The 19,361-nt window shown below is 66.5% G+C and carries 18 protein-coding genes; 13 read left to right on the top strand and 5 right to left on the bottom strand.

Going from position 1 to position 19,361, the window contains the following annotated elements; genetic code table 11:
• Nucleotides 1-51: 51 nt before the first annotated feature.
• The 10 genes from LRX76_RS16875 (at nucleotide 52) to LRX76_RS16830 (ending at nucleotide 8,114) form a co-directional block, all read left to right on the top strand.
• Entirely contained in the window at nucleotides 52-555 is a 504-nt protein-coding gene (locus LRX76_RS16875; RefSeq protein ID WP_231806795.1) for a CYTH domain-containing protein, read from the top strand.
• A 133-nt stretch (nucleotides 556-688) separates the two neighbouring features.
• Nucleotides 689-1,711: a beta-N-acetylhexosaminidase gene (nagZ, locus tag LRX76_RS16870; RefSeq protein WP_231806794.1), complete on the top strand. Its 1,023-nt coding sequence runs from the start codon at nucleotides 689-691 to the stop codon at nucleotides 1,709-1,711.
• Nucleotides 1,711-2,277, top strand: coding sequence for a hypoxanthine-guanine phosphoribosyltransferase (locus LRX76_RS16865; protein WP_231806793.1), 567 nt, complete (start codon nucleotides 1,711-1,713; stop codon nucleotides 2,275-2,277). Before nagZ ends, LRX76_RS16865 begins: the two co-directional genes overlap by 1 nt.
• Nucleotides 2,274-3,035 carry an S-methyl-5'-thioinosine phosphorylase gene (locus tag LRX76_RS16860; RefSeq protein ID WP_231806792.1) on the top strand — a complete coding sequence of 254 codons (762 nt, stop codon included), beginning with the start codon at nucleotides 2,274-2,276 and terminating at the stop codon, nucleotides 3,033-3,035. Before LRX76_RS16865 ends, LRX76_RS16860 begins: the two co-directional genes overlap by 4 nt.
• An 86-nt stretch (nucleotides 3,036-3,121) precedes the next feature.
• Nucleotides 3,122-3,328 carry a cold-shock protein gene (locus tag LRX76_RS16855; RefSeq protein WP_231806791.1) on the top strand — a complete coding sequence of 69 codons (207 nt, stop codon included), beginning with the start codon at nucleotides 3,122-3,124 and terminating at the stop codon, nucleotides 3,326-3,328.
• Nucleotides 3,329-3,610: 282 nt separating this feature from the next.
• Entirely contained in the window at nucleotides 3,611-4,573 is a 963-nt protein-coding gene (locus LRX76_RS16850; RefSeq protein WP_231806790.1) for an SPFH domain-containing protein, read from the top strand.
• A gap of 3 nt (nucleotides 4,574-4,576) precedes the next feature.
• Nucleotides 4,577-5,008, top strand: a complete 432-nt coding sequence (locus tag LRX76_RS16845; protein ID WP_231806789.1) for an NfeD family protein — start codon at nucleotides 4,577-4,579, stop codon at nucleotides 5,006-5,008.
• A gap of 139 nt (nucleotides 5,009-5,147) precedes the next feature.
• On the top strand, nucleotides 5,148-6,254 hold the full coding sequence (gene gcvT, locus LRX76_RS16840; RefSeq protein ID WP_231806788.1) for a glycine cleavage system aminomethyltransferase GcvT: 1,107 nt from the start codon (nucleotides 5,148-5,150) through the stop codon (nucleotides 6,252-6,254).
• A 107-nt stretch (nucleotides 6,255-6,361) separates the two neighbouring features.
• Entirely contained in the window at nucleotides 6,362-6,757 is a 396-nt protein-coding gene (gene gcvH, locus LRX76_RS16835; RefSeq protein ID WP_231806787.1) for a glycine cleavage system protein GcvH, read from the top strand.
• An 886-nt stretch (nucleotides 6,758-7,643) separates the two neighbouring features.
• On the top strand, nucleotides 7,644-8,114 hold the full coding sequence (locus LRX76_RS16830; protein ID WP_231806786.1) for a hypothetical protein: 471 nt from the start codon (nucleotides 7,644-7,646) through the stop codon (nucleotides 8,112-8,114).
• Nucleotides 8,115-8,278: 164 nt separating this feature from the next.
• Here LRX76_RS16830 and LRX76_RS16825 read toward each other — a convergent pair whose 3' ends face one another.
• Nucleotides 8,279-9,658, bottom strand: a complete 1,380-nt coding sequence (locus LRX76_RS16825) for a serine hydrolase domain-containing protein (RefSeq protein WP_231806785.1) — start codon at nucleotides 9,656-9,658, stop codon at nucleotides 8,279-8,281.
• Between the two features lie 449 nt (nucleotides 9,659-10,107).
• Here LRX76_RS16825 and LRX76_RS16820 point away from each other — a divergent pair, with 449 nt between their 5' ends.
• Together LRX76_RS16820 and LRX76_RS16815 are read left to right on the top strand one after the other, a co-directional pair.
• On the top strand, nucleotides 10,108-11,481 hold the full coding sequence (locus LRX76_RS16820; protein WP_231806784.1) for an MFS transporter: 1,374 nt from the start codon (nucleotides 10,108-10,110) through the stop codon (nucleotides 11,479-11,481).
• A gap of 216 nt (nucleotides 11,482-11,697) precedes the next feature.
• Nucleotides 11,698-12,057, top strand: a complete 360-nt coding sequence (locus LRX76_RS16815; protein ID WP_231806783.1) for a DUF1304 domain-containing protein — start codon at nucleotides 11,698-11,700, stop codon at nucleotides 12,055-12,057.
• 267 nt (nucleotides 12,058-12,324) lie between these two features.
• On the opposite strand, the gene LRX76_RS16810 is transcribed toward LRX76_RS16815, so the two are convergent.
• Nucleotides 12,325-14,799: an acyl-CoA dehydrogenase gene (locus LRX76_RS16810; RefSeq protein WP_231806782.1), complete on the bottom strand. Its 2,475-nt coding sequence runs from the start codon at nucleotides 14,797-14,799 to the stop codon at nucleotides 12,325-12,327.
• Entirely contained in the window at nucleotides 14,796-15,653 is an 858-nt protein-coding gene (locus tag LRX76_RS16805) for an alpha/beta fold hydrolase (RefSeq protein ID WP_231806807.1), read from the bottom strand. Before LRX76_RS16805 ends, LRX76_RS16810 begins: the two co-directional genes overlap by 4 nt.
• 175 nt (nucleotides 15,654-15,828) lie before the next feature.
• On the opposite strand from LRX76_RS16805, the gene LRX76_RS16800 reads away from it, so the two are divergent.
• The gene (locus tag LRX76_RS16800; protein ID WP_231806781.1) at nucleotides 15,829-16,440 is read left to right on the top strand and encodes a TetR/AcrR family transcriptional regulator; all 612 of its coding nucleotides are present in this window, start codon (nucleotides 15,829-15,831) and stop codon (nucleotides 16,438-16,440) included.
• A 13-nt stretch (nucleotides 16,441-16,453) separates the two neighbouring features.
• Here LRX76_RS16800 and LRX76_RS16795 read toward each other — a convergent pair whose 3' ends face one another.
• Both LRX76_RS16795 and LRX76_RS16790 read right to left on the bottom strand, forming a co-directional pair.
• Nucleotides 16,454-18,391 (bottom strand): glycosyltransferase family 41 protein, encoded by a 1,938-nt coding sequence (locus LRX76_RS16795; protein WP_231806780.1) that lies wholly within the window; start codon nucleotides 18,389-18,391, stop codon nucleotides 16,454-16,456.
• Nucleotides 18,384-19,358, bottom strand: a complete 975-nt coding sequence (locus LRX76_RS16790; RefSeq protein WP_231806779.1) for a class I SAM-dependent methyltransferase — start codon at nucleotides 19,356-19,358, stop codon at nucleotides 18,384-18,386. Before LRX76_RS16790 ends, LRX76_RS16795 begins: the two co-directional genes overlap by 8 nt.
• Nucleotides 19,359-19,361: the final 3 nt, after the last annotated feature.

Below are 19,361 nucleotides of genomic sequence, written 5' to 3'. Positions count from 1 at the left end.
CTTTTCCCGAATCCCGAATCCCGAATCCCGAATCCCGAATCCCGAATCCCGATGGCTCTTGAAATCGAACGCAAATTCCTCGTCACCGGCGACGGCTGGCGCGCCGCCGCGCACGCGGTGATCCCGATGGCGCAGGGCTACATCAACGACGTCGGCGCCATGGACAGCGGCGCGCAGAAGGCCTCGGTGCGGGTACGGCTGCAGGGCGAGGTGGCGTTCCTCAACATCAAGTCGCGCGAACTGGGGCACACCCGGCAGGAGTTCGAGTACCCGATCCCGGTGGCCGATGCGCGCGCGCTGCTGGCGCTGTGCGTGGGCGGGCTGATCGACAAGCGCCGGCACCTGGTGCGCCATGCCGGCCACCTGTGGGAAGTGGACGAGTTCCTCGGCGACAACGCCGGGCTGGTGGTGGCCGAGATCGAGCTCGGCAGCGCCGACGAGGCCTTCGACAGGCCGGACTGGCTGGGCGCGGAGGTCACCGACGAGTCGCGCTACTACAACCTGGCCCTGGCGGCGCATCCGTACTCGCGATGGAGCGCGGCCGAGCACGGCTGAACGGGCGCCCCCTGCATGCGGCTGCGGCGGCCCCGCCAATGCAGCCGGCCCGCTTTTGGCCTCTGAAGCTTCAGGCCGCATCTGCGACAATGCCGCGGTGCGCCAGGTCGGCGCCTGTTCCGGAGATGGTTCCATGCTCGTGATCGGCGTCGCCGGTACCGAACTCGCCGCGCCCGAGCGCGAATGGCTGCAGCACGACGCAGTGGCCGGGGTGATCCTGTTCAAGCGCAACTTCGCCTCGCGCGCGCAGGTGGCCGAGCTTGCCGCGTCGATCCGCCAGGCCGCGCCGCGTCCGCTGCTGGTCTGCGTGGACCAGGAAGGCGGACGCGTGCAGCGCTTCCGCGACGGCTACAGCGCGCTGCCGCCGCTGCACGACTTCGCCGCGCTGTACGCGCACGATCGCGTGCAGGCGCTGGCATTGGCCGAACAGCACGCCTGGCTGATGGCCAGCGAGATCCGCGCCAGCGGCATAGACCTGAGCTTCGCCCCGGTGGTGGACCTGGCGCGCGGCAACCGCGCCATCGGCGATCGTGCCTTCAGCGACGATCCGCAGGTGGTGGCCGAGTTCACCCGCGCCTACGTGCGCGGCATGCACAGCGTCGGCATGGCGGCCACCCTCAAGCATTTCCCCGGCCATGGCTCGGTGCTGGAGGATACGCACGTCGATGTCGCCATCGATCCGCGCCCGCTCGAGCAGCTGCGCCGCGAGGACCTGGTGCCGTTCGCCGCCGGCATCGACGCCGGCGCCGATGCGGTGATGATGGCGCACGTGCGCTACCCGCAGGTGGCGCCCGAACCGGCCGGTTACTCGCCGGTGTGGATCGAACAGGTCCTGCGCGGCGAGCCCGCCGCCGGCGGCCTTGGCTTCCGCGGCGTGGTGTTCTCCGACGACATCGGCATGGCCGCCTCGTTCGCCGCCGGCGGCGTGGCCGCCCGCGTCGGTGCCCACCTCGATGCCGGTTGCGACGTGGTGCTGGTATGCCATCCGCAACTGGTGGAAGAATCGCTGCAGGCCGTGGAAGGGCGCACGCTCAACACCGCCGCGCTGCTCGGCCTGATCGGCCGCGGCGCGCTCGGCTGGGACGGCCTGCTGGCCGACCAGCGCCACGGCAGCACCCAATCCCGTCTCACAGAAAACTTCGGAAAAACCGCCTGATGCCCAATCTCACCATCCCGCAGGCCCTGGCCAAGGCCGACCTGCTGATCGACCGTCCGGCCATCGACCAGGCCGTGGCCCGCGTGGCCGACGACATCGCCCGCGACTACAAGGACGAGGTGCCGGTCTTCCTGACCATCATGCACGGCGCGCTGCCGTTCGCCGGCCAGCTGGCGCTGGAGCTGGGCCAGCGCGGCCAGGACGTGCAGTTCGACTACCTGCATGCCACCCGCTACCGCGGCGAGACCACCGGCGGCGAGCTGGTGTGGAAGCACCGCCCGGCTACCGCGCTGTACGGGCGCCGCGTGCTGCTGGTGGACGACATCCTCGACGAGGGCTACACCCTGCAGGGCGTGCGCCAGTGGTGCCTGGAGCAGGGCGCCACCGACGTGCGCATCGTGGTGCTGACGGTCAAGCGCCACGACCGCTGCGTGCCGGGCGTGGAAGCGGACTACATCTGCCTGGAAGTGCCCGACCGCTACGTGTTCGGCTTCGGCATGGACGTCAACGAAGGCCTGCGCAGCGTGCCGGCGATCTACGCCTTCAAGGAAGGCGAGCACGCATGAGCGCGGTCTCGCTGGCGGTGATCGGCGGCACCGGCGTCTACCGCCTGGCGCAGTTGCAGGATGTCGAGAGCCACGAGCTGGACACTCGTTTCGGCAAGCCCTCCGGTCCGGTCCGGGTGGGCACGCTGCTGGGGCACCGGGTGGCCTTCCTCGCGCGCCATGGCGAAGGGCATTCGCTGCCGCCGCACCTGGTCAACTACCGCGCCAACCTCGCCGCCCTGCAGCAGATCGGCGCCTCGCGCGTGCTGGCGCTCAACACCGTCGGCGGCATCGGCGAGCGCTACGCGCCGCGCACCCTGGGCTGCCCGGACCAGCTCATCGACTACACCTGGGGACGCGTGTCCACCGTGTGGGAGAGCGATGCCGAGGGAAACGTGGGCAGCGAGGCGCTGCACGTGGACTTCACCCATCCGTACTCGCCGATGTTCCGCAGCAAGGTGATCGCCGCGGCCAAGGTCACCGGCGCGGCGCTGGTCGATGGCGGCTGCTACGGCGTGACCCAGGGCCCGCGGCTGGAAACGGCGGCCGAGATCGCCCGCCTGCGCCGCGACGGCTGCGACCTGGTGGGCATGACCGGCATGCCGGAAGCGGGGCTGGCGCGCGAGCTGGGGCTGGAGTACGCCTGCCTCGCGATCGTGGCCAACTGGGCCGCCGGCTGCGGCGATGCCTCGGAGATCACCATGGCCGAGGTGCTGGCCAACGTGGCGGACGCCTCGGCCGGAATTGCGGAGCTGGTGGGGGAATTGGCCCGAGGGTGATTGTCATTGCTGAACAAGCTTTGCATACTCCGCCAGTACGCCTTGCCGCGTACACCACCCATTAATTGCAAAGGTCTCGCATCACCATGCCGAACGGTACCGTCAAGTGGTTCAACGACGCCAAGGGATTTGGCTTCATCTCACCGGAGGACGGCAGCGCCGATGTTTTTGCGCACTTCTCCGCGATCAACTCCAAGGGCTTCCGCAGCCTGCAGGAAGGCCAGAAGGTCACCTACGACGTGACGCAGGGTCCCAAGGGTGCCCAGGCCTCCAACATCACGCCCGTCGAGTAATCCGCTCGGCAACGGCACTTGAACCCCGCTTCGGCGGGGGTTTTTTGTGTCCTGGCCGCTGGCCGCTGGCCGCTGCCTTCTGTCTGCTGTCTGCTGTCTGCCGTAGGAGCGACTTCAGTCGCGATGGGGCTGTACCGGTACAGCCCCATCGCGACTGAAGTCGCTCCTACGTCACTCCCACGTCGCTCCCACGGGACACTTGCATGGACGCCGGGCCGGCATGTTGCGGCGCCGCATGCCGGCTGCTGCATAATCCAGGTACACGTCCATGGGGGAATAGCGATGTCGACAGGATTTCTCGCGCTGGTGGTGCTGGTGGCCGGCATCATCGTGCTGTTCAAGACCGTGCGGATGGTGCCGCAGGGCTACGAGTGGACGGTGGAACGGTTCGGCCGGTACACCCACACCATGTCGCCCGGGCTGCATTTCCTGATCCCGATCGTCTACGGCGTGGGCCGCAAGGTGAACGTGATGGAGCAGGTGCTGGACGTGCCCAGCCAGGACGTGATCACCAAGGACAATGCCGTGGTCAAGGTCGACGGCGTGGTGTTCTTCCAGGTGCTGGATGCGGCCAAGGCGGCCTACGAGGTGTCCAATCTCGAACAGGCCACCATCGCCCTGGTGCAGACCAACATCCGCACCGTGATCGGCTCGATGGACCTGGATGCATCGCTGAGCCAGCGCGAGACGATCAACGCGCAGCTGCTGAACGTGGTCGACCATGCCACCAACCCGTGGGGCATCAAGGTCAACCGCATCGAGATCCGCGACATCCAGCCGCCGCGCGACCTGATCGACTCGATGGCGCGGCAGATGAAGGCCGAGCGCGAGAAGCGCGCGCAGATCCTCGAGGCCGAGGGCTCGCGCCAGTCCGAGATCCTGCGCGCCGACGGCGAGAAGCAGGCCGCGGTGCTGCAGGCCGAAGGCCGCAAGGAAGCCGCGTTCCGCGATGCCGAGGCGCGCGAGCGCTCGGCCGAGGCGGAGGCCAAGGCCACGCAGATGGTGTCCGAGGCGATCGCCCAGGGCGACGTGCAGGCGATCAACTACTTCATCGCGCAGAAGTACGTGGAGGCGTTCAAGGAACTGGCCACCGCGCCGAACCAGAAGTTCGTGCTGATGCCGATGGAGTCGTCCGGCATCATCGGCTCGATCGCCGGCATCGCCGAGCTGGCCAAGGAAGCGCTCGGCAAGCAGGGCGATGCCCGCACCACGCGCGCGGGCGTGCCGCCGCGGGTGGGGGGCTGAGCGATGCGCTGGGACGTCGGAGTCTGGGGGGCGCTGGCGTTGCTGCTGTTCGCGGCCGAGGCGCTGGCGCCCGGCGCCTTCATGCTGTGGATGGGGTTCGCCGCGACGGTCGTGTTCGTCGTGGTGTGGCTGGTGCCGGACATGCCGGTGCTGCTGCAGGCGGTGATCTTCGTCGTGCTGAGCTTCGTTTCCATTCAGGTCTATCGCAAGTGGTTCCGCAAGCGTGCCCGGCAGAGCGACCGGCCCCTGCTGAACCGTCGCGCCGAGCAGCTGATCGGTCGCGTGGTGATGCTCGACCAGCCGATCCAGGGCGGCCAGGGGCGGGCCAAGATCGACGACGCGTTCTGGGTGGTCAGCGGTCCGGAACTGCCGGCCGGCACCCCGGTGCGCGTGGTCGGCGTCGACGGCATGACGCTGAAGGTGCAGGAGCGGTGAGTTTGGGGCGGGGATGGGGAATTGGGGATTGGTGACGGCAGGAGCGCAACGACGTGCGCCGCTCTTGCAAGTCCCCAATCCCGAATCCCCAATCCCTGCTCCAATGGGATAATGCCGCCTTTCCCCGATGGAAGCGGCCATGACGCAGAAGACGATCCTCAACGACACCCATCGCGCGCTCGGCGCCAAGATGGTCGATTTCGGCGGCTGGGACATGCCCATCCACTACGGCTCGCAGATCGAGGAGCATCACCAGGTGCGTCGCGATGCCGGCATGTTCGACGTCAGCCACATGACGGTGGTCGACCTGCGCGGCGCGCGCGTGCGCGAGTTCCTGCGCCACCTGGTGGCCAACTCGGTGGACAAGCTCAAGGTGCCGGGCAAGGCGCTTTACACCTGCATGCTCAATCCGCAGGGCGGGGTGATCGACGACCTGATCGTCTACTACCTGGGCGAGGAGTTCTTCCGCCTGGTGGTCAACGCCGCCACCCGCGCCAAGGACCTGGCCTGGATCGGCGAGCAGGCCGCCGCGTTCGACGTGCAGGTGGCCGAGCGCCCCGACTTCGCCATGATCGCCGTGCAGGGGCCGAATGCGCGCGCCAGGGTGCTGGGGCTGGTCGACGATGGCGATCGCGCCGCGGTGGAGCAGCTGGGGCGCTTCGCCGCGGTCGAGGCGAAGTCCGTCGCGGGCGTGCCGCTGTTCGTTGCCCGTACCGGCTACACCGGCGAGGACGGCTTCGAGATCGTGCTGCCGCAGGACGAAGCGGTCGCGTTCTGGAACGCGCTGCTGCAGGCCGGCGTCAGCCCGGCCGGACTGGGCGCGCGCGACACGCTGCGGCTCGAGGCCGGCATGAACCTGTACGGCCAGGACATGGACGATGCGGTCTCGCCGTACGAAGCGGCGCTGGCGTGGACCGTGGCGCTGGACGACGGCCGCGACTTCATCGGCAGGCCCGCACTCGAGGCGCAGAAGGCCGGCGGCGCGCCGCGGCAGATGATCGGCGTGGTGATGGACGACAAGGGCGTGCTGCGCCATGGGCAGAAGGTGCTCACCGCGCAGGGCGAGGGCGAGATCCTGTCCGGCACCTTCTCGCCGACGCTGGGCAAGGCCATCGCATTCGCACGCGTCCCGGCCGGCGAACCGGGCCAGGTGCGCGTGGACATCCGCGGCAGGGAAATCCCGCTGCGGGTGGTGAAGTTCCCGTTCGTGCGCGACGGCCAGCCACAGCCGGGCGTGATCGCCTGATGGCGTTGCCGCGTGCCGCGCTTCCGATATCCGCGACGGCTACTTGATCGCGTCGCGGCTCGCTAAACTAGCCACCCGTTCCACCTTCCATCTTCCGGAGCAGACTCATGAGTGAGATCCCTGGCGACCTCAAGTTCCTCAAGTCCCACGAATGGGCGCGCGTCGAAGGCGATGGCCGCGTCACCGTGGGTATTTCCGATCATGCCCAGGGCCTGCTGGGCGACCTGGTCTACGTCGAGTTGCCCACGGTGGGAGATTCGGTCGAGGCCGGCAACGGCGTGGCGGTGGTGGAGTCGGTTAAGGCCGCCTCCGATGTCTACGCGCCGGTCAGCGGCAAGGTGGTCGAGGTCAACGTCTCTCTGGCCGACAAGCCGGAGACCATCAACGAGGACGCCTACGGCGAAGGCTGGCTGTTCGTGCTCGAGCTGGACGATACCGAGCAGCTCAACGATCTGCTGTCGCCGGACGACTACGCCGAGCTGCTGGAGCAGGACGACCATTGATCGCCCGGCAACGGATGGTCATGCGCCGGCCGCCATGTGCGGCCGGTTTTTTTTGCGACGACGGCGGACGACGGATCCTGTTGCTTCGCTCGCGACGATGTCCGCATCCCGGCAGCGGGCTGCTGGTGGACATGCATCGGCTGCGATGCGCCGAAGCTTCCGTCGTGCGGTGTGAGGGTGGCGTCATCGTCTTCGCCGTAGTCGCCTCGATGCGGTACGCGCCGCATGGTGTCTGGCGTGTCGGAACGCGTCTTCTGTCGCGGAGAATCTTGCGCATTTGTACTGATGCGGCGCCGTAAGCGCAGCACGCGGCGAACTTTTTTTCAGGCGCCGGACAGCAAGGCGACAGGATGCGCCCGCACCGTCTTTCGTTGTCCGCGCTGCGATGGTCGACGCGCAGGAGCCGACGGCGTTTGCGAGGAAAGCGCTTAAAACGTGCTGTTTTTTTTATGGAGCGTATCGGCGATGGATACGTTGAACGATGCGTCGGCAATGTCCGTGTATCTGCATGGGCGCTGTGGGCGGCACATGCGCATGCCAACGCGGGAGGATTTTTTCGAAAGGAGTGTTGACAGTAAAAAAAACCGTGATTAGGTTTCGCCCAGCAGACGTTGCTGCCAAAGAGAGTGATCGGAATCGACATCAGAGCGCGAAGCACAACTCGTACGTCCACCAATGAGCCGGCGATGGTGGAGTTGGGTCCGCTTCCCTCCGAGAAAGGCAACGTCATCAGCGACACGGCACCCGTATCGATGAACGATGCGGGTGTTTCTGTATCCGTCACGGCGCGCATGTCGAGCCGGCGGTTCCCACGGCGGAAGCTGCGCCGCGGGCTTGCTTCAACTGGGCGTTTTCAAACCATAGTTCACTGACGAGGAGCCATCCTATGGCCACTAAGAAAGCTGCGAAGAAAAAACCTGCTGCCAAGAAGGCGGTGAAGAAGGCCGCCACGAAACCTGCAAAGAAGGGCACCGTGAAGAAGGCCGCCAAGAAGGTCGCAAAGAAGGTGGCCAAGAAGGTCGCCGGCGCCAAGAAGGCGGTGAAGAAGGTCGCGAAGAAGGTTGCCAAGAAGGTGACGCCGAAGAAGGCCACCAAGAAGGTAGCCAAGAAGACCGCGACCAAGAAGGTAGCCAAGAAGGCCACCAAGAAGTCCCCTGCCAAGAAGGTCGTGAAGAAGGCCGCGAAGAAGGCACCGGCCAAGAAGGTCGCCGCCAAGAAGGCGACCAAGAAGCCGGCAGCCAAGAAGGCCGCCACCAAGAAGACGGTTGCGAAGAAGGCTGCCCCGAAGAAGGCGGCTCCGCGCAAGAAGAAGCCGGCTCCGGTCGCGCTGCCGGCGACGCCCGCACCGCTGATCTGATCGGCTAGTCGTACCTGTCAAGCTCCTTCCCCGATGCCCAGCGGGGAAGGAGCTTTTTTATGGGTGTCGGGTCGGCGGTGCCGGCGCTCGTCCAGGCCATGCCGATACGAAAGAAGGACGGCCCCGGGGCCGTCCTTCTTGGTATCGGGCGTGTCGTATGCGGGTCAGCGTGGCGAAGCCACCGCCTTGCTGGAAGAGGCGCCCTTGCTCTCGCCCGGCGCGGGGCGCTCGGCCATCAGGTTCTCGCTGCCGAAATCGGTATCCACGTCCAGCCAGCGCTGCGTGGGCAGGCCGAGCGCGCGATCGAGGATGGTCGGCAGCAGGCCGGAAGGCAGGCTGCTTTCGCCGTTCCAGAGGATGGCGATGCCCAGGTCGCTTTCCGGCACCAGTGCGATCAGTCCGCGGTATCCCTGGACCGCACCGGCATGGAACACCACCTCGTGCCTGGCATAGTCGAACACGCGCCAGCCGATCGCGTAGCCGGCCGAATCCACGCGCTGGCGGCGCCATCCGCCGCGCATCTCGCCCGGCGTGGAAATCAGCGGTGCGTGCAGGGTGGCGAGCAGCGGCGCCGGCAGCACGTCGGGACGGTGTCCGGTCTGCGCGATCAGCCACTGCGCCATGTCGTTGATGCTGGCATTGACGCCGGCCGCCGGCGCGAGACGGTAGTAGGTCGGCTTGGGGGTGAGCGAGACCCAGCCGTTGCGGCTGCGCACATGCGGGCGCGCCCAGCTCGGGCTGGCCTGGATGCCGGCCAGCCCGAGGCTGGCGTCGTTCATGCCCAGCGGCTTGAGGATGCGGCGCTCGACCGCCTGCTCGTAGAAGCTGCCGGAGGCGGCGAACACCACGTCGCCGATCACGCTGAAGGCAACGTTCTGGTAGGAGTAGCACTGCCCCGGCTGGCACTTCAGCGGCGCCGAGGCGAGCTTCTGGGTCAGGGTGTAGTAGTCGACGTTGGCTTCGACGTCGCGGTCATATGCGTTGGACGGCACGCCCACGCGCTGGCTCACCAGGTCGGCGACGGTGAGCCGCTCGGTAGCGGCCGGATTGGCGAGCTTGAAGCTGGGGACGAAGTCGGTGACCTTGCTGTCCCAGCGCAGGGTGCCGTCGTTGACCAGCAGCCCGGCCATGGTGCCGGCGAAGGCCTTGGACAGCGATGCCAGGCGGAACACCGTATGCGAGTCCACCGGCTGCGGGCGGTTGACGTCGGTGACGCCGTAGCCCTTGGCGCTGAGGATGCGGCCGTTCTGCACGATCGCCAGGGCCAGGCCCGGTACGCGTTCGCCGTAGGTCAGTTGCTCGGCCATCGACTCGAAGGCGGCGACGTTGAAGTCTTCCGGCAGCGGCTTGGTCCGCGACGTGCCCAGCGAAGTGCGATACAGCTGCGGCTGTGCCGGCGACACCGCCCGTGACGGGGAATACGCGAGCGTCTGCGTGTCCGGCGCCGGTGTCTGCGCGGTGGAGGACATCGCCAGGGGAAGCAGTGCCCCCAGCAACCCAGACGCAACCGATGGGAAGCGCCGACGCCCGTTGTTCTGCTTCATGGATTCATGCCCTGATGACACCGCCTTGACCCGATTCTAGCGCCGCATTTCCGGATTGCACAAACAAGAACAAGATGAATGGGCATCTTGTTGATAAACAAGAGAAATCATTGATTTCGTGAATGCGTGTGAAGGGTGTTCCGGGATCGCGTCTGCGCGTCGGGGCGGGGGGCGGCCGTTTGCCGTTCGGCCGTATTTGCCGTGTGCCGGCACTTCCTGCCGAGGTGGACCGCCGTGGCCGCGGCATCGGCCAGTCGCTCGCGAGTAGGGTCGCGCTCTCGCTGCACAGGAGGCGTGAGTACGCGCGTGGATCGGAGCAGCGGACTGCCGTCGGCAGCCAGGTGCGCGCCGCGCGGAAATGCTGGCGATGTTGCAATGCATCGGATACCTTGCGCGCGAGACGGCAGGACAAGCCGCCCTGTTTGGCCCGTTGGCGGACTTGGATCTCGATGAACGCACCTTCTTCCCGCGGCGGCAAGGCCGGCGGATTCCGGCACACGTTCTCCGCGCTCGGCGTGGATTCGCCGGCACTGTGGTGGTCGCTGCTGTACTTCTTCTGCCTGCTGACCGGCTACTACGTGCTGCGTCCGGTACGCGACGCGATGGGTGCCTCCAGCGACGTGCTGGCGGTGTTCCCCGCGGCCCTGGTGCAATGGGCCGGCCGCACCGGCATCTCGCTGGGCGACTTCACCCTGCAGGTGCTGTTCACCGGCACCTTCGTGTGCATGGTGCTGTTGCAGCCGTTGTATGGCGCACTGGTGTCGCGTTTCCCGCGGCGGGTGTTCCTGCCGGTGGTGTACCTGGCCTTCATCGCCTGCCTGCTGGCCTTCTACTGGATGTTCGACCACGACACGCCCGGGCGTGGCGCGGTGTTCTTCATCTGGGTGGCGGTGTTCAACCTGTTTGCCGTGTCGGTGTTCTGGAGCTACATGGCCGACGTGTTCGACAACGACACCGCCAAGCAGGTCTACGGCTACATCGGCGCCGGCGGCACCATCGGCGCGTTGACCGGGCCGTTGATCACCCGCCTGCTGGCCGAGCGGGTGGGCGTGGGCAACCTGTTGCTGGTCTCGGCCTGCTTCCTGGGCGTGTGCCTGCTGTGCATTCTCAAGCTGCGCAGGTTCGCGCTGCGCCGCGAGCAGAGGCAGCTGCAACCCGACGGCGAGCAGGCGATGGGCGGCACCGTGCTGGCCGGCCTGCGGCTGGTATGGAGCGATCCGCTGCTGCGGGCGCTGGCGGTGCTGATGTTCTTCGGCGTCGGCGTCGGCACGCTGCTGTACAACGAGCAGGCGGCCATCGCCCGGCGCTTCTTCGTCGAGGACGAGGCGCGCACCGCCTATTACGCCAATATCGACCTGGCGGTGAACGGACTGGCCATCGTCGTGCAGCTGTTCCTGACGCGCTGGCTGCTGCGCCGTTTCGGTATCGCCCCGCTGTTGCTACTGCCGGCGCTGGCGATCCTGATCGGTTTCTCGCTGCTGGCCGCCTCGCCGTTCCCGCTGCTGGTGGCGGTGGTGCAGGTGATGACCCGCGCGGGCGAGTTCTCGCTGGCCAAGCCGGCGCGCGAGACGCTCTACACCCGGGTCGACCGCGAGTCGCGCTACAAGGCCAAGGCGGTGATCGACACCGTGGTCTACCGCGGTGGCGACCTGACCTTCGTCTGGGTGCACAAGCTGCTGACCGCGCTCGGCTCGCACCTGGTGTTCCTGGCCGGCGTCGGCGTGGCCGCGGGCATGACCTTCGGCGCCTGGCGGGTCATCCAGACCCAGCGCAACCTGCCCGAAAAGGGGCAGGAGCCCGTTGCCGATGGCAGGGCCGCATGAGTCCCTGGCATGAACCGAGGTGCGAACAGGCCGAGGCGGCCCAGCCGGCGTCGACGGGCGTCATCGGATCGCCGGGCGCGGCGCGCATGCCGGTTCTGGCGCCGCCGCGGGATGCGTTCCTTTTTCCAGCTGGCTCCCGGCAGGCACGGGCACGCTCCGGCTGCTCGACGCCGGGATTCTGTGACAAGCTGGCGGCTTTCTTGACGGAAGGCCTCGATGACCGTTCTCGCGATCTCGCTGGTGCTGGTGGTGGCGCTGTTGCACGCGTACTTCCTGGTGCTGGAAATGTTCCTGTGGACGCGTCCGCTGGGCCTGAAGACGTTTCGCAACACCGCCGAAAAGGCCGAGCTCACCCGCGTGCTCGCGGCCAACCAGGGGCTGTACAACGGCTTTCTTGCAGTCGGACTGCTGTGGGGACTGGCAAGCGGACAGTGGCCGGTCGTTACGTTCTTCCTGGCCTGTGTCGTCGTGGCCGGCATCTACGGCGCATGGAGCGTCAACCGGCGCATCTTCTACGTGCAGGCATTGCCGGCACTGGTTGCGTTGGCGGCGGTTGCGTTGCGGTCTTCGTCCTAGTCCCACCGGTGCCGCGAGCCTGCAGTCATGGACGCTGCACCGGTGCGGCGCGATCCGATTTGCGCGCCGTGGGTGCCGACGCTCTCATCCTCCGCGCCTGCCTTGCCTATCCGGGGCGGCGACGATGGCCGGCCCACCCAGGAGCCTGGCCACCTCGGCAGGGCGGCGCACGGGCACCGGCCGATCCGAGGATGACCTTGTCCGTACATGCAGACGGCGGGCCTGAGCCCGCCGTCCGAGTGGCCATGCATGTCGCGCCGGTGCCGCCTATGCCGCCTCGCGGGAGGCATCGGAACGCTTGCGGTCGAAGTAGCTGGCGGCGCGAAGTTCGTCGCTGTCGAAATCGTCGACGCTGATGGTGTCCAGCGTGATCTCGCGCAGTTCCTCCAGCAGCTTGCGTTCCTCTGCGCTGATCACGCCTTCGCGCACCGCCTCGTCCAGCTGCGAGGGGAAGTCCAGTGCCTCGATGCCCTTGCTCTTGAGCGCCTTGAGGAACTTGCGCTCCACCGGCTCGGCCATCACCGCCTTGCCCAGGTAGCTGGCGATGCGGCCGCCCGGGTTGGTCTCGCAGGGCGTCAGGAACACGCCCTCGGCGAGGTGGTCGCGCGCCTCGTTGGGCGTCATCAGCAGCGCCGCGACGCGATGCCCCAGACGGTCGCCGGGAGCCTCGGCACGACGGCCCAGCGGGAAGATCAGCGCCCACATCAGCCAGCCGACCGGACGCACCGGGAAGTTGCGCAGCGCCGCCGACAGGGCCAGCTCGATCTTGTGCACGCTGTCGTGGAAGGCCCACGCCAGCAGCGGCTGGTCGGCGACCGGCGCGCCCTCGTCGTGGTAGCGCTTGAGCATCGCGCTGGCCATGTAGATGTGGCTGAGCACGTCGCCCAGGCGGCCGGACAGCGATTCCTTGAACTTGAGCTTGCCGCCGAGCATCAGCATCGACACGTCGGCCATCAGCGCCAGGTTGGCCGAGTAGCGGTCCAGCTTGCGGAAGTAGCGGCGGGTGTAGGCGTCGCCGGGCGCCGAGCCGATGCGCGCACCGGTGATGCCGAACCAGAACGAGCGCACCGCATTGGAGATGCCGAAGCGGATGTGCCCGAACAGGCTGCGGTCGAACTCGTCGAGTCCGCGCTGCGCATCCGTATCCTGCGCCGCCTTCATCTCCTTCATCACCCATGGATGGCACAGGATCGCGCCCTGGCCGAAGATCAGCAGGCTGCGGGTCATGATGTTGGCGCCCTCGACGGTGATGCCGATCGGCGAGGCCTGCCAGGCGCGGCCGGCGAAGTTGCGCGGGCCGAGGATGATGCCCTTGCCGCCGACCACGTCCATCATGTCGCTGACGACCTCGCGGCCCATCGTCGTGCAGTGGTACTTGGCGATCGCCGATGGCACCGACGGCACGTCGCCGCGGTCCACCGCGGCGGCGGTGGCCTGCGACAGCGCGCTGATCGCGTAGGCCTTGCCGCCGATGCGTGCCAGCGCTTCTTCCACGCCCTCGAAACGGCCGACCGACAGGCCGAACTGCTTGCGGATGCGCGCATAGGCGCCGGTGACGACCGCGCCGGCCTTGGCGCCGCCGCTGGCGGTGGACGGCAGGGTGATCGAGCGACCCACGGCCAGGCACTCGTTGAGCATGTTCCAGCCCTTGCCGGCCCAGTCCGGGCCGCCCACCAGCTGGCTCAACGGGATGAAGACCTCCTTGCCGCGCACCGGGCCGTTCTGGAACGGCGAGTTCAGCGGGAAGTGGCGGCGTCCGACCTCCACGCCCTCGGTCTCGCGCGGCAGCAGCGCCAGGGTGATGCCGATGTCGCGGGTATCGCCGAGCAGGCCGTCCGGGTCGTACATGCGGAACGCCAGGCCGATGATCGTCGCCACCGGCGCCAGGGTGATGTAGCGCTTGTCGAAGGTGAGCTTGACGCCCAGCACCTGCGCGCCGCTCCACTCGCCCTTGCAGACGATGCCGTAGTCGGGGATCGAGGTGGCATCGGAACCGGCGAACGGGCCGGTCAGGCCGAAGCACGGGACTTCCTCGCCAGCGGCCAGGCGCGGCAGGTAGTAGTCCTTCTGTTCCTGGGTGCCGTAGTGCACCAGCAATTCGCCCGGGCCGAGCGAATTGGGCACGCCTACGGTGGAGCTGACCACGCTGGAGATAGAGGCGATCTTCTGGATCACCTTGTGGTGCGCCAGTGCCGAGAAGCCCAGGCCGCCGTATTCCCTGGGGATGATCATGCCGAAGAACCGGTTCTTCTTGATGAACTCCCACAGTTCCGGCGGCAGGTCTGCATGGACGTGGTTGATCTCCCACTCGTTGACCATGCCGCACAGTTCCTCGACCGGGCCATCGAGGAACGCCTGTTCCTCGGCGGTCAGCTGCGGCTTGGGATAGTTCAGCAGCTTGTGCCAGTCCGGATCGCCGGTGAACAGCTCGCCCTCGAAGCCCACCGAGCCGGTCTCCAGCGCGATGCGCTCGGTCTGCGACAGTGGCGGCAGCACCTTGCGGAACACCTTGATCAGCGGCGCGGTCAGCAGCGGCTTGCGGATGGCCGGCAACAGCACCGGCACCGCGATCACGGCGACGATGACCGCAGCGACGATCGAGGCGATGGCGTTGGCGCCCAGCAGCCAGCAGGCGACCAGCAATGTGGCGCTGATGGCGACCCACAGGGCGAGCCGCAGGCGGTGGTAGGCGGCGAAGCCGCCCGCCAGCAGGACGGCAAGGAAGGGAACGACGATGCTCATGGATGTGCTCCGGTGACGTGCTCGGTAACGGCGGACGTTGCGCGGGCGAGCGCCGTGGGCAGTGCGTCCAGGTAGTTCAACACAGTTGCGGTAAATGCGTTGTTGTCGTCGCCGGCGACCATGTGCGTGGCATCCGATAGCTCGACGTGGGTAGCATGCGGGACCAACTGCAGGAATTCGGCGACCGTCTGCGGCGTGACGAGCGTGCTGCGGCCACCGCTGACCAGCAGGACGGGGCAGCCGACCTGGCGTGCGGCCTGGGCGAGGGTGTCCTGGTGGCGTTCGCTGTCGCGTGCAAGTTCGTCGACCAGGCGAGGGTCCCAGTGCCACTGCCAGCGCCCATCGGCGTCCTCGTGCAGCAACGCGCCGAGCCCGTCCGCCGACTTGCGCGGACGATGCGGCAGGTAGGCGGAGATCGCATCGGCGGCGTGTTGCAGCGAATCGAAGCCCTGCGGATGCGCGGTCATGAACCGGAGGATCCGCTCGACCCCGCGCGTATCCCAGCGTGGCGTGATGTCGACCAGCACCATCGCGGCGAACAGCCCGGGCCAGCGCGACTCGGCCAGCAGCCCGAACAAGCCGCCCATCGACGCGGCGACCAGTACGGGCGGGGAGGGCAGCTCGCCGGCCAGGACGATCAGGTCGTCGGTGAACTGCTGGCCGTCGTAGGCGACGTCGGCGGGATTGCGGCTCGAGTCGCCGTGTCCGCGCGCATCGTAGGCGAGCGTGCGGTAGCCGGCGGCGGCCAGCGCGGCCGAGGTTTCCTTCCACGCATGGCGAGTCTGGCCAAAACCATGCGCCAGCAGCACGGTGCCGCGCACTGCTGCTCCCCGTGTCGTCACTGCCAGATGCATTTCCTGCGCATCGGCACTGCTCGATGTCGTGCCTGTTTCGATGGAGGAAGACTTGACCATACCACATGGTATGGACCTGTCTTGATCCATGTCAATACTGGGCAGTATGGTGCAGTGAAGCATTGGCAGACATGGGCATACTGCAACCGACGCTGGCGTATGGTTAAATCCTGCGATGAACGAAGAAACCACATCTGCACCCGCACAGAAACGCAATTCAGCATCGGCACGAAACCACCGCCTGAGCGCCGATGACTGGGCGCAGGCGGCTCTGGACCTGATCGCCGAGCAGGGTGTGGGAGCCGTTGCCGTGGAGCCGCTGGCCAGGCGACTAGGGGTGACCAAGGGCAGTTTCTATTGGCACTTCCCTTCGCGAGACGCCCTGCTGCAGGCCGCCCTGGAGCGCTGGGAGCAGTTCGAGCAGGAGCAGGTGTTCGGCAGCCTGGAGGACGTGGCCGACCCGACCGCCAGGCTGCGCGCGCTGTTCCAGCTGGTCGCCCACGAGGTCAAGCCGCACATCGTGTACAGCGAACTGCTCAAGGCCTTGGACCATCCCACGGTTCGTCCGGTCATCGACCGCGTTTCCCAGAGCCGCCTGGACTATCTGGTTGCCTCATTCCGCCAGGCCGGCCTCAGCTCGACCGACGCCCGGCACCGCGCCCGGCTGGCCTACGCCGCCTATGTCGGCTTCCTGCAGTTGTCGCTGCAGCTGCAGCAACCGAAGCAGGCTCGTGAGGACTTCGAGGCGTATGTGGAGCATGTGATTGCTACGTTGATTCCGGGGTGAGCAGAATCTGGATTCATGGCGTCCGAGTGAGGCGTTGGCAGATGGCTTCGACATCGGCAGCGCTACGGCGTGGATTAAAGAGATCCGTTCGCGCCAATGCTCGGTCTAGGCGCAGGCGCAATGCAGATAGCGCGCCTGGCTTCGTCGCCAGTTGTATGGCTTTGGCTACGTAGCTGGCAGTGTCGGCGCAGACCAGTTCGTGCATCCCTAGATAGCAGTTCAGGCTGGTGCCGGAACGGGACAGAGGCGTGTCGCCAGTCCGGGTTAGAATAGGCAGCCCTGCCGCGAGCGAAGAAACGGCGGTCGCTCCGACCTGATAGCGGAAGGCATCCAAGAACAGGTCGCAACTTGCAGCGCGATCGGCTTGCTCTGCGCGGGGAAGCTTGTCGCCGAAGAGTAGGTGTTCGGGACCGCCGAAGCGGCGCCAGTTATGGAGGAAGCCCACGCGAGCGTATTCGGGAACGCAGATCAGCAGCCATGCGGATGGGGTCTGTTGCAGGATCGAGACCCATGCGCGCATCAGTTCTTCGTCCAGCTTGTAGCTGGTATTGAAACTGGCCAGCAGGGGAACGTCCTTGGGAAGGCCGAAGCGCTTGCGATCCATGCGTCCGGGCGATTGCGGACAACCGGGGAACACGGTCGTGGACAAGTGCAGCACCCTGTCCTCGTAAGGCCAGGGTGCGGAGGCCGGCTGCATCCATTCGTCGAGCAGCAGGCCGTCCAGCCACGGGGCTTGGTGTCCATGGATGAAGCCAAGCCAGCCCAACTGGATCGGCGCGGGGCGCAGTGCCAGTACCTCAGGACGGGCACCTTGGGTATACCCCCCCAAGTCGATCAGAACATTCGGTGCATCGTGCCGGATGAGATCGGCGATCCCTGTGCTCGGCATGCTTTCCAGGTTGCGGAAGTGGTCCATGCCGTCGCGAATCCGGCGAGAGATATCACCTTCATGACTGCGCAGGGAGTACCCGTATACCTCCACGATCGCGCGATCGTGTGCGGCAAAGACGCCCTGGATGAGTTCGCCGACTGGATGCTCCCCGAAATCGGCCGATAGATAGCCGATGCGAAGTCTCCTTAGTGCCGCTGAACAGCTACGGCGGGCCGCACGGCGTGATGCGTGGTTGCTAGCCCGCTGGGCGATCGACGCTGCATGGCGTCGCAACAGGTCGGCTCTGAGGGTGTTGGCCAGCGGCAGGTAGGCTAAAGGAAATGCCTCGGGATGATCATCGGCGGCTAACGCGAAAGAAGATGATGTCAGACGCTGATGTAGCCGCGTCATGGTCCCGGCTTCCTCCTCGAACAGACAGCACATGGCCTCGGCCTGGGCCAGCCTTACCATAACGTTGGCGCGGTCAGGATACATACGCAGCATGCGGCGATAGCCTTCCAGCGCCTCATGCCAGAGGCCGGCACGTTCGCTGCACAGGGCAATGTTGAATATTTCCGCCGGCTGATAGTGCATGGACACACGATAGGCCTGGATGGCCTCTTGCCAGCGCTGCAGTGCCTGCAGCGCTTCGCCAAGGTAGTGCCAAGCTTCTCCCAGGCGCGGGTCCAACTGGACACAACGCCGCAATGCTGGCTCGGCGGCGGCGTGCGCACCTGCAATGACGTCCAGACTCCCCTTGAGTAGCCATGCCATGGCGTGGCCGGGAACCCGCTCCACGAGTGTCGCCGCGATCACCCTAGCCTGTGCGATGCGTCCCGTGGCGCGCAGACACAGCAAAAGTGCCAGGCTGCTGTCGATGGATGCGCGTACGGCTAGTGTGCGCTCGAACCATGTGATGGCTTGTTCCTCGCGTCGCGTCTGCATCAGCAATACGGCATAGTCGTGTTGCAGTTCCGTATCTTGGGGATGCGACGCCAGTGCGTCGAGATAGGCCGTCTCTGCCGCCGCGAAATCCGCGGCTGCGTGCAGGCGGCGAGCGTCGCTGGAACGATCAGGCACGTTCGATCATCATCGTCCTGCCCATGCAGGTTCCAGGGACATGGTCGATGGGCGTGACCGTCACCCTGCGCCCGGTGGAGGCGAAGACTTCGGCCAACTGGTCGAAGTCTTCCTGGGTCAGAATGGCGCGTTGGAGTTGCCGCAGGCGCTCATGTTCGTCCCGAAGCGAGCGTTCGGTGCGATCCAGCGCGGCCATGGCGCCGGCCGGCTCCAAAGACAGGATGTTGCGCAGGTGGCCGGTGACCTTCCTGAGAATGTCCGTCGAGGGATTCTCGTGGACCACATTCATGAATTCTCGCATGGCGGACTCGAATTCGGCGCGTATCGTTGCATCCGCAGAGGGGGGCTGGGACTTCATAGTGTGATGGGCGATCAGTTGCCGTGTGCGGGCAAGCAACTCGCTTTGTCCGAACAGCCAATCCAATCCCCGTAACTGCGGCGACAGCGTAGCGGAAATGATCGAATCGTCGCTGTGCAGTACGAATGCTGCTGCTCCATCGTATCCCATGACCCGCAGCGCCTCACGAATGGCTTGCGCGCGAGGCATGTATTCCAAGGCGTACTGGGATGTAAGCAGATGCACGCTTGCGTCGGCGAATGGTAGCGATAGTGCCGAGGTTCTGGGATGGAAGCGGATGCCTGCATACATCGCCTGGCCGCCGGATATGCAGGCGGGAGGGTCGATGTCGGCGATGTCCACGCCGTGGAGGTCCAAGTCGATGCCACGCCGGCGAGCATTCTGGCTGGCAAGCAGCGGGATCGCACCGTTGCCAGTGCCGATGTCGACCATGCGGTCGCCATCTCCGAGCGCATCGAAGCGCTGTTGCCAGAAGGCTTGCAGTGGCCCGGAATAATTGCCTTGAAACGCTTTGCCGCATGAATGCAGGACACCGGCGCGCCAGAGGCTGGACCACGCATGCGGATCGTCCCGCGGAATTTTGCTTGTGTCTTGGGCTGCTTCTTTCATGGG

The sequence above is a fragment of the Stenotrophomonas sp. MMGLT7 genome, assembly GCF_021168555.1.
Lineage (GTDB): Bacteria > Pseudomonadota > Gammaproteobacteria > Xanthomonadales > Xanthomonadaceae > MMGLT7.
The sequence above is the reverse complement of the archived record's forward strand: the minus strand, read 5'-3'. Positions and strand labels throughout refer to the sequence as shown.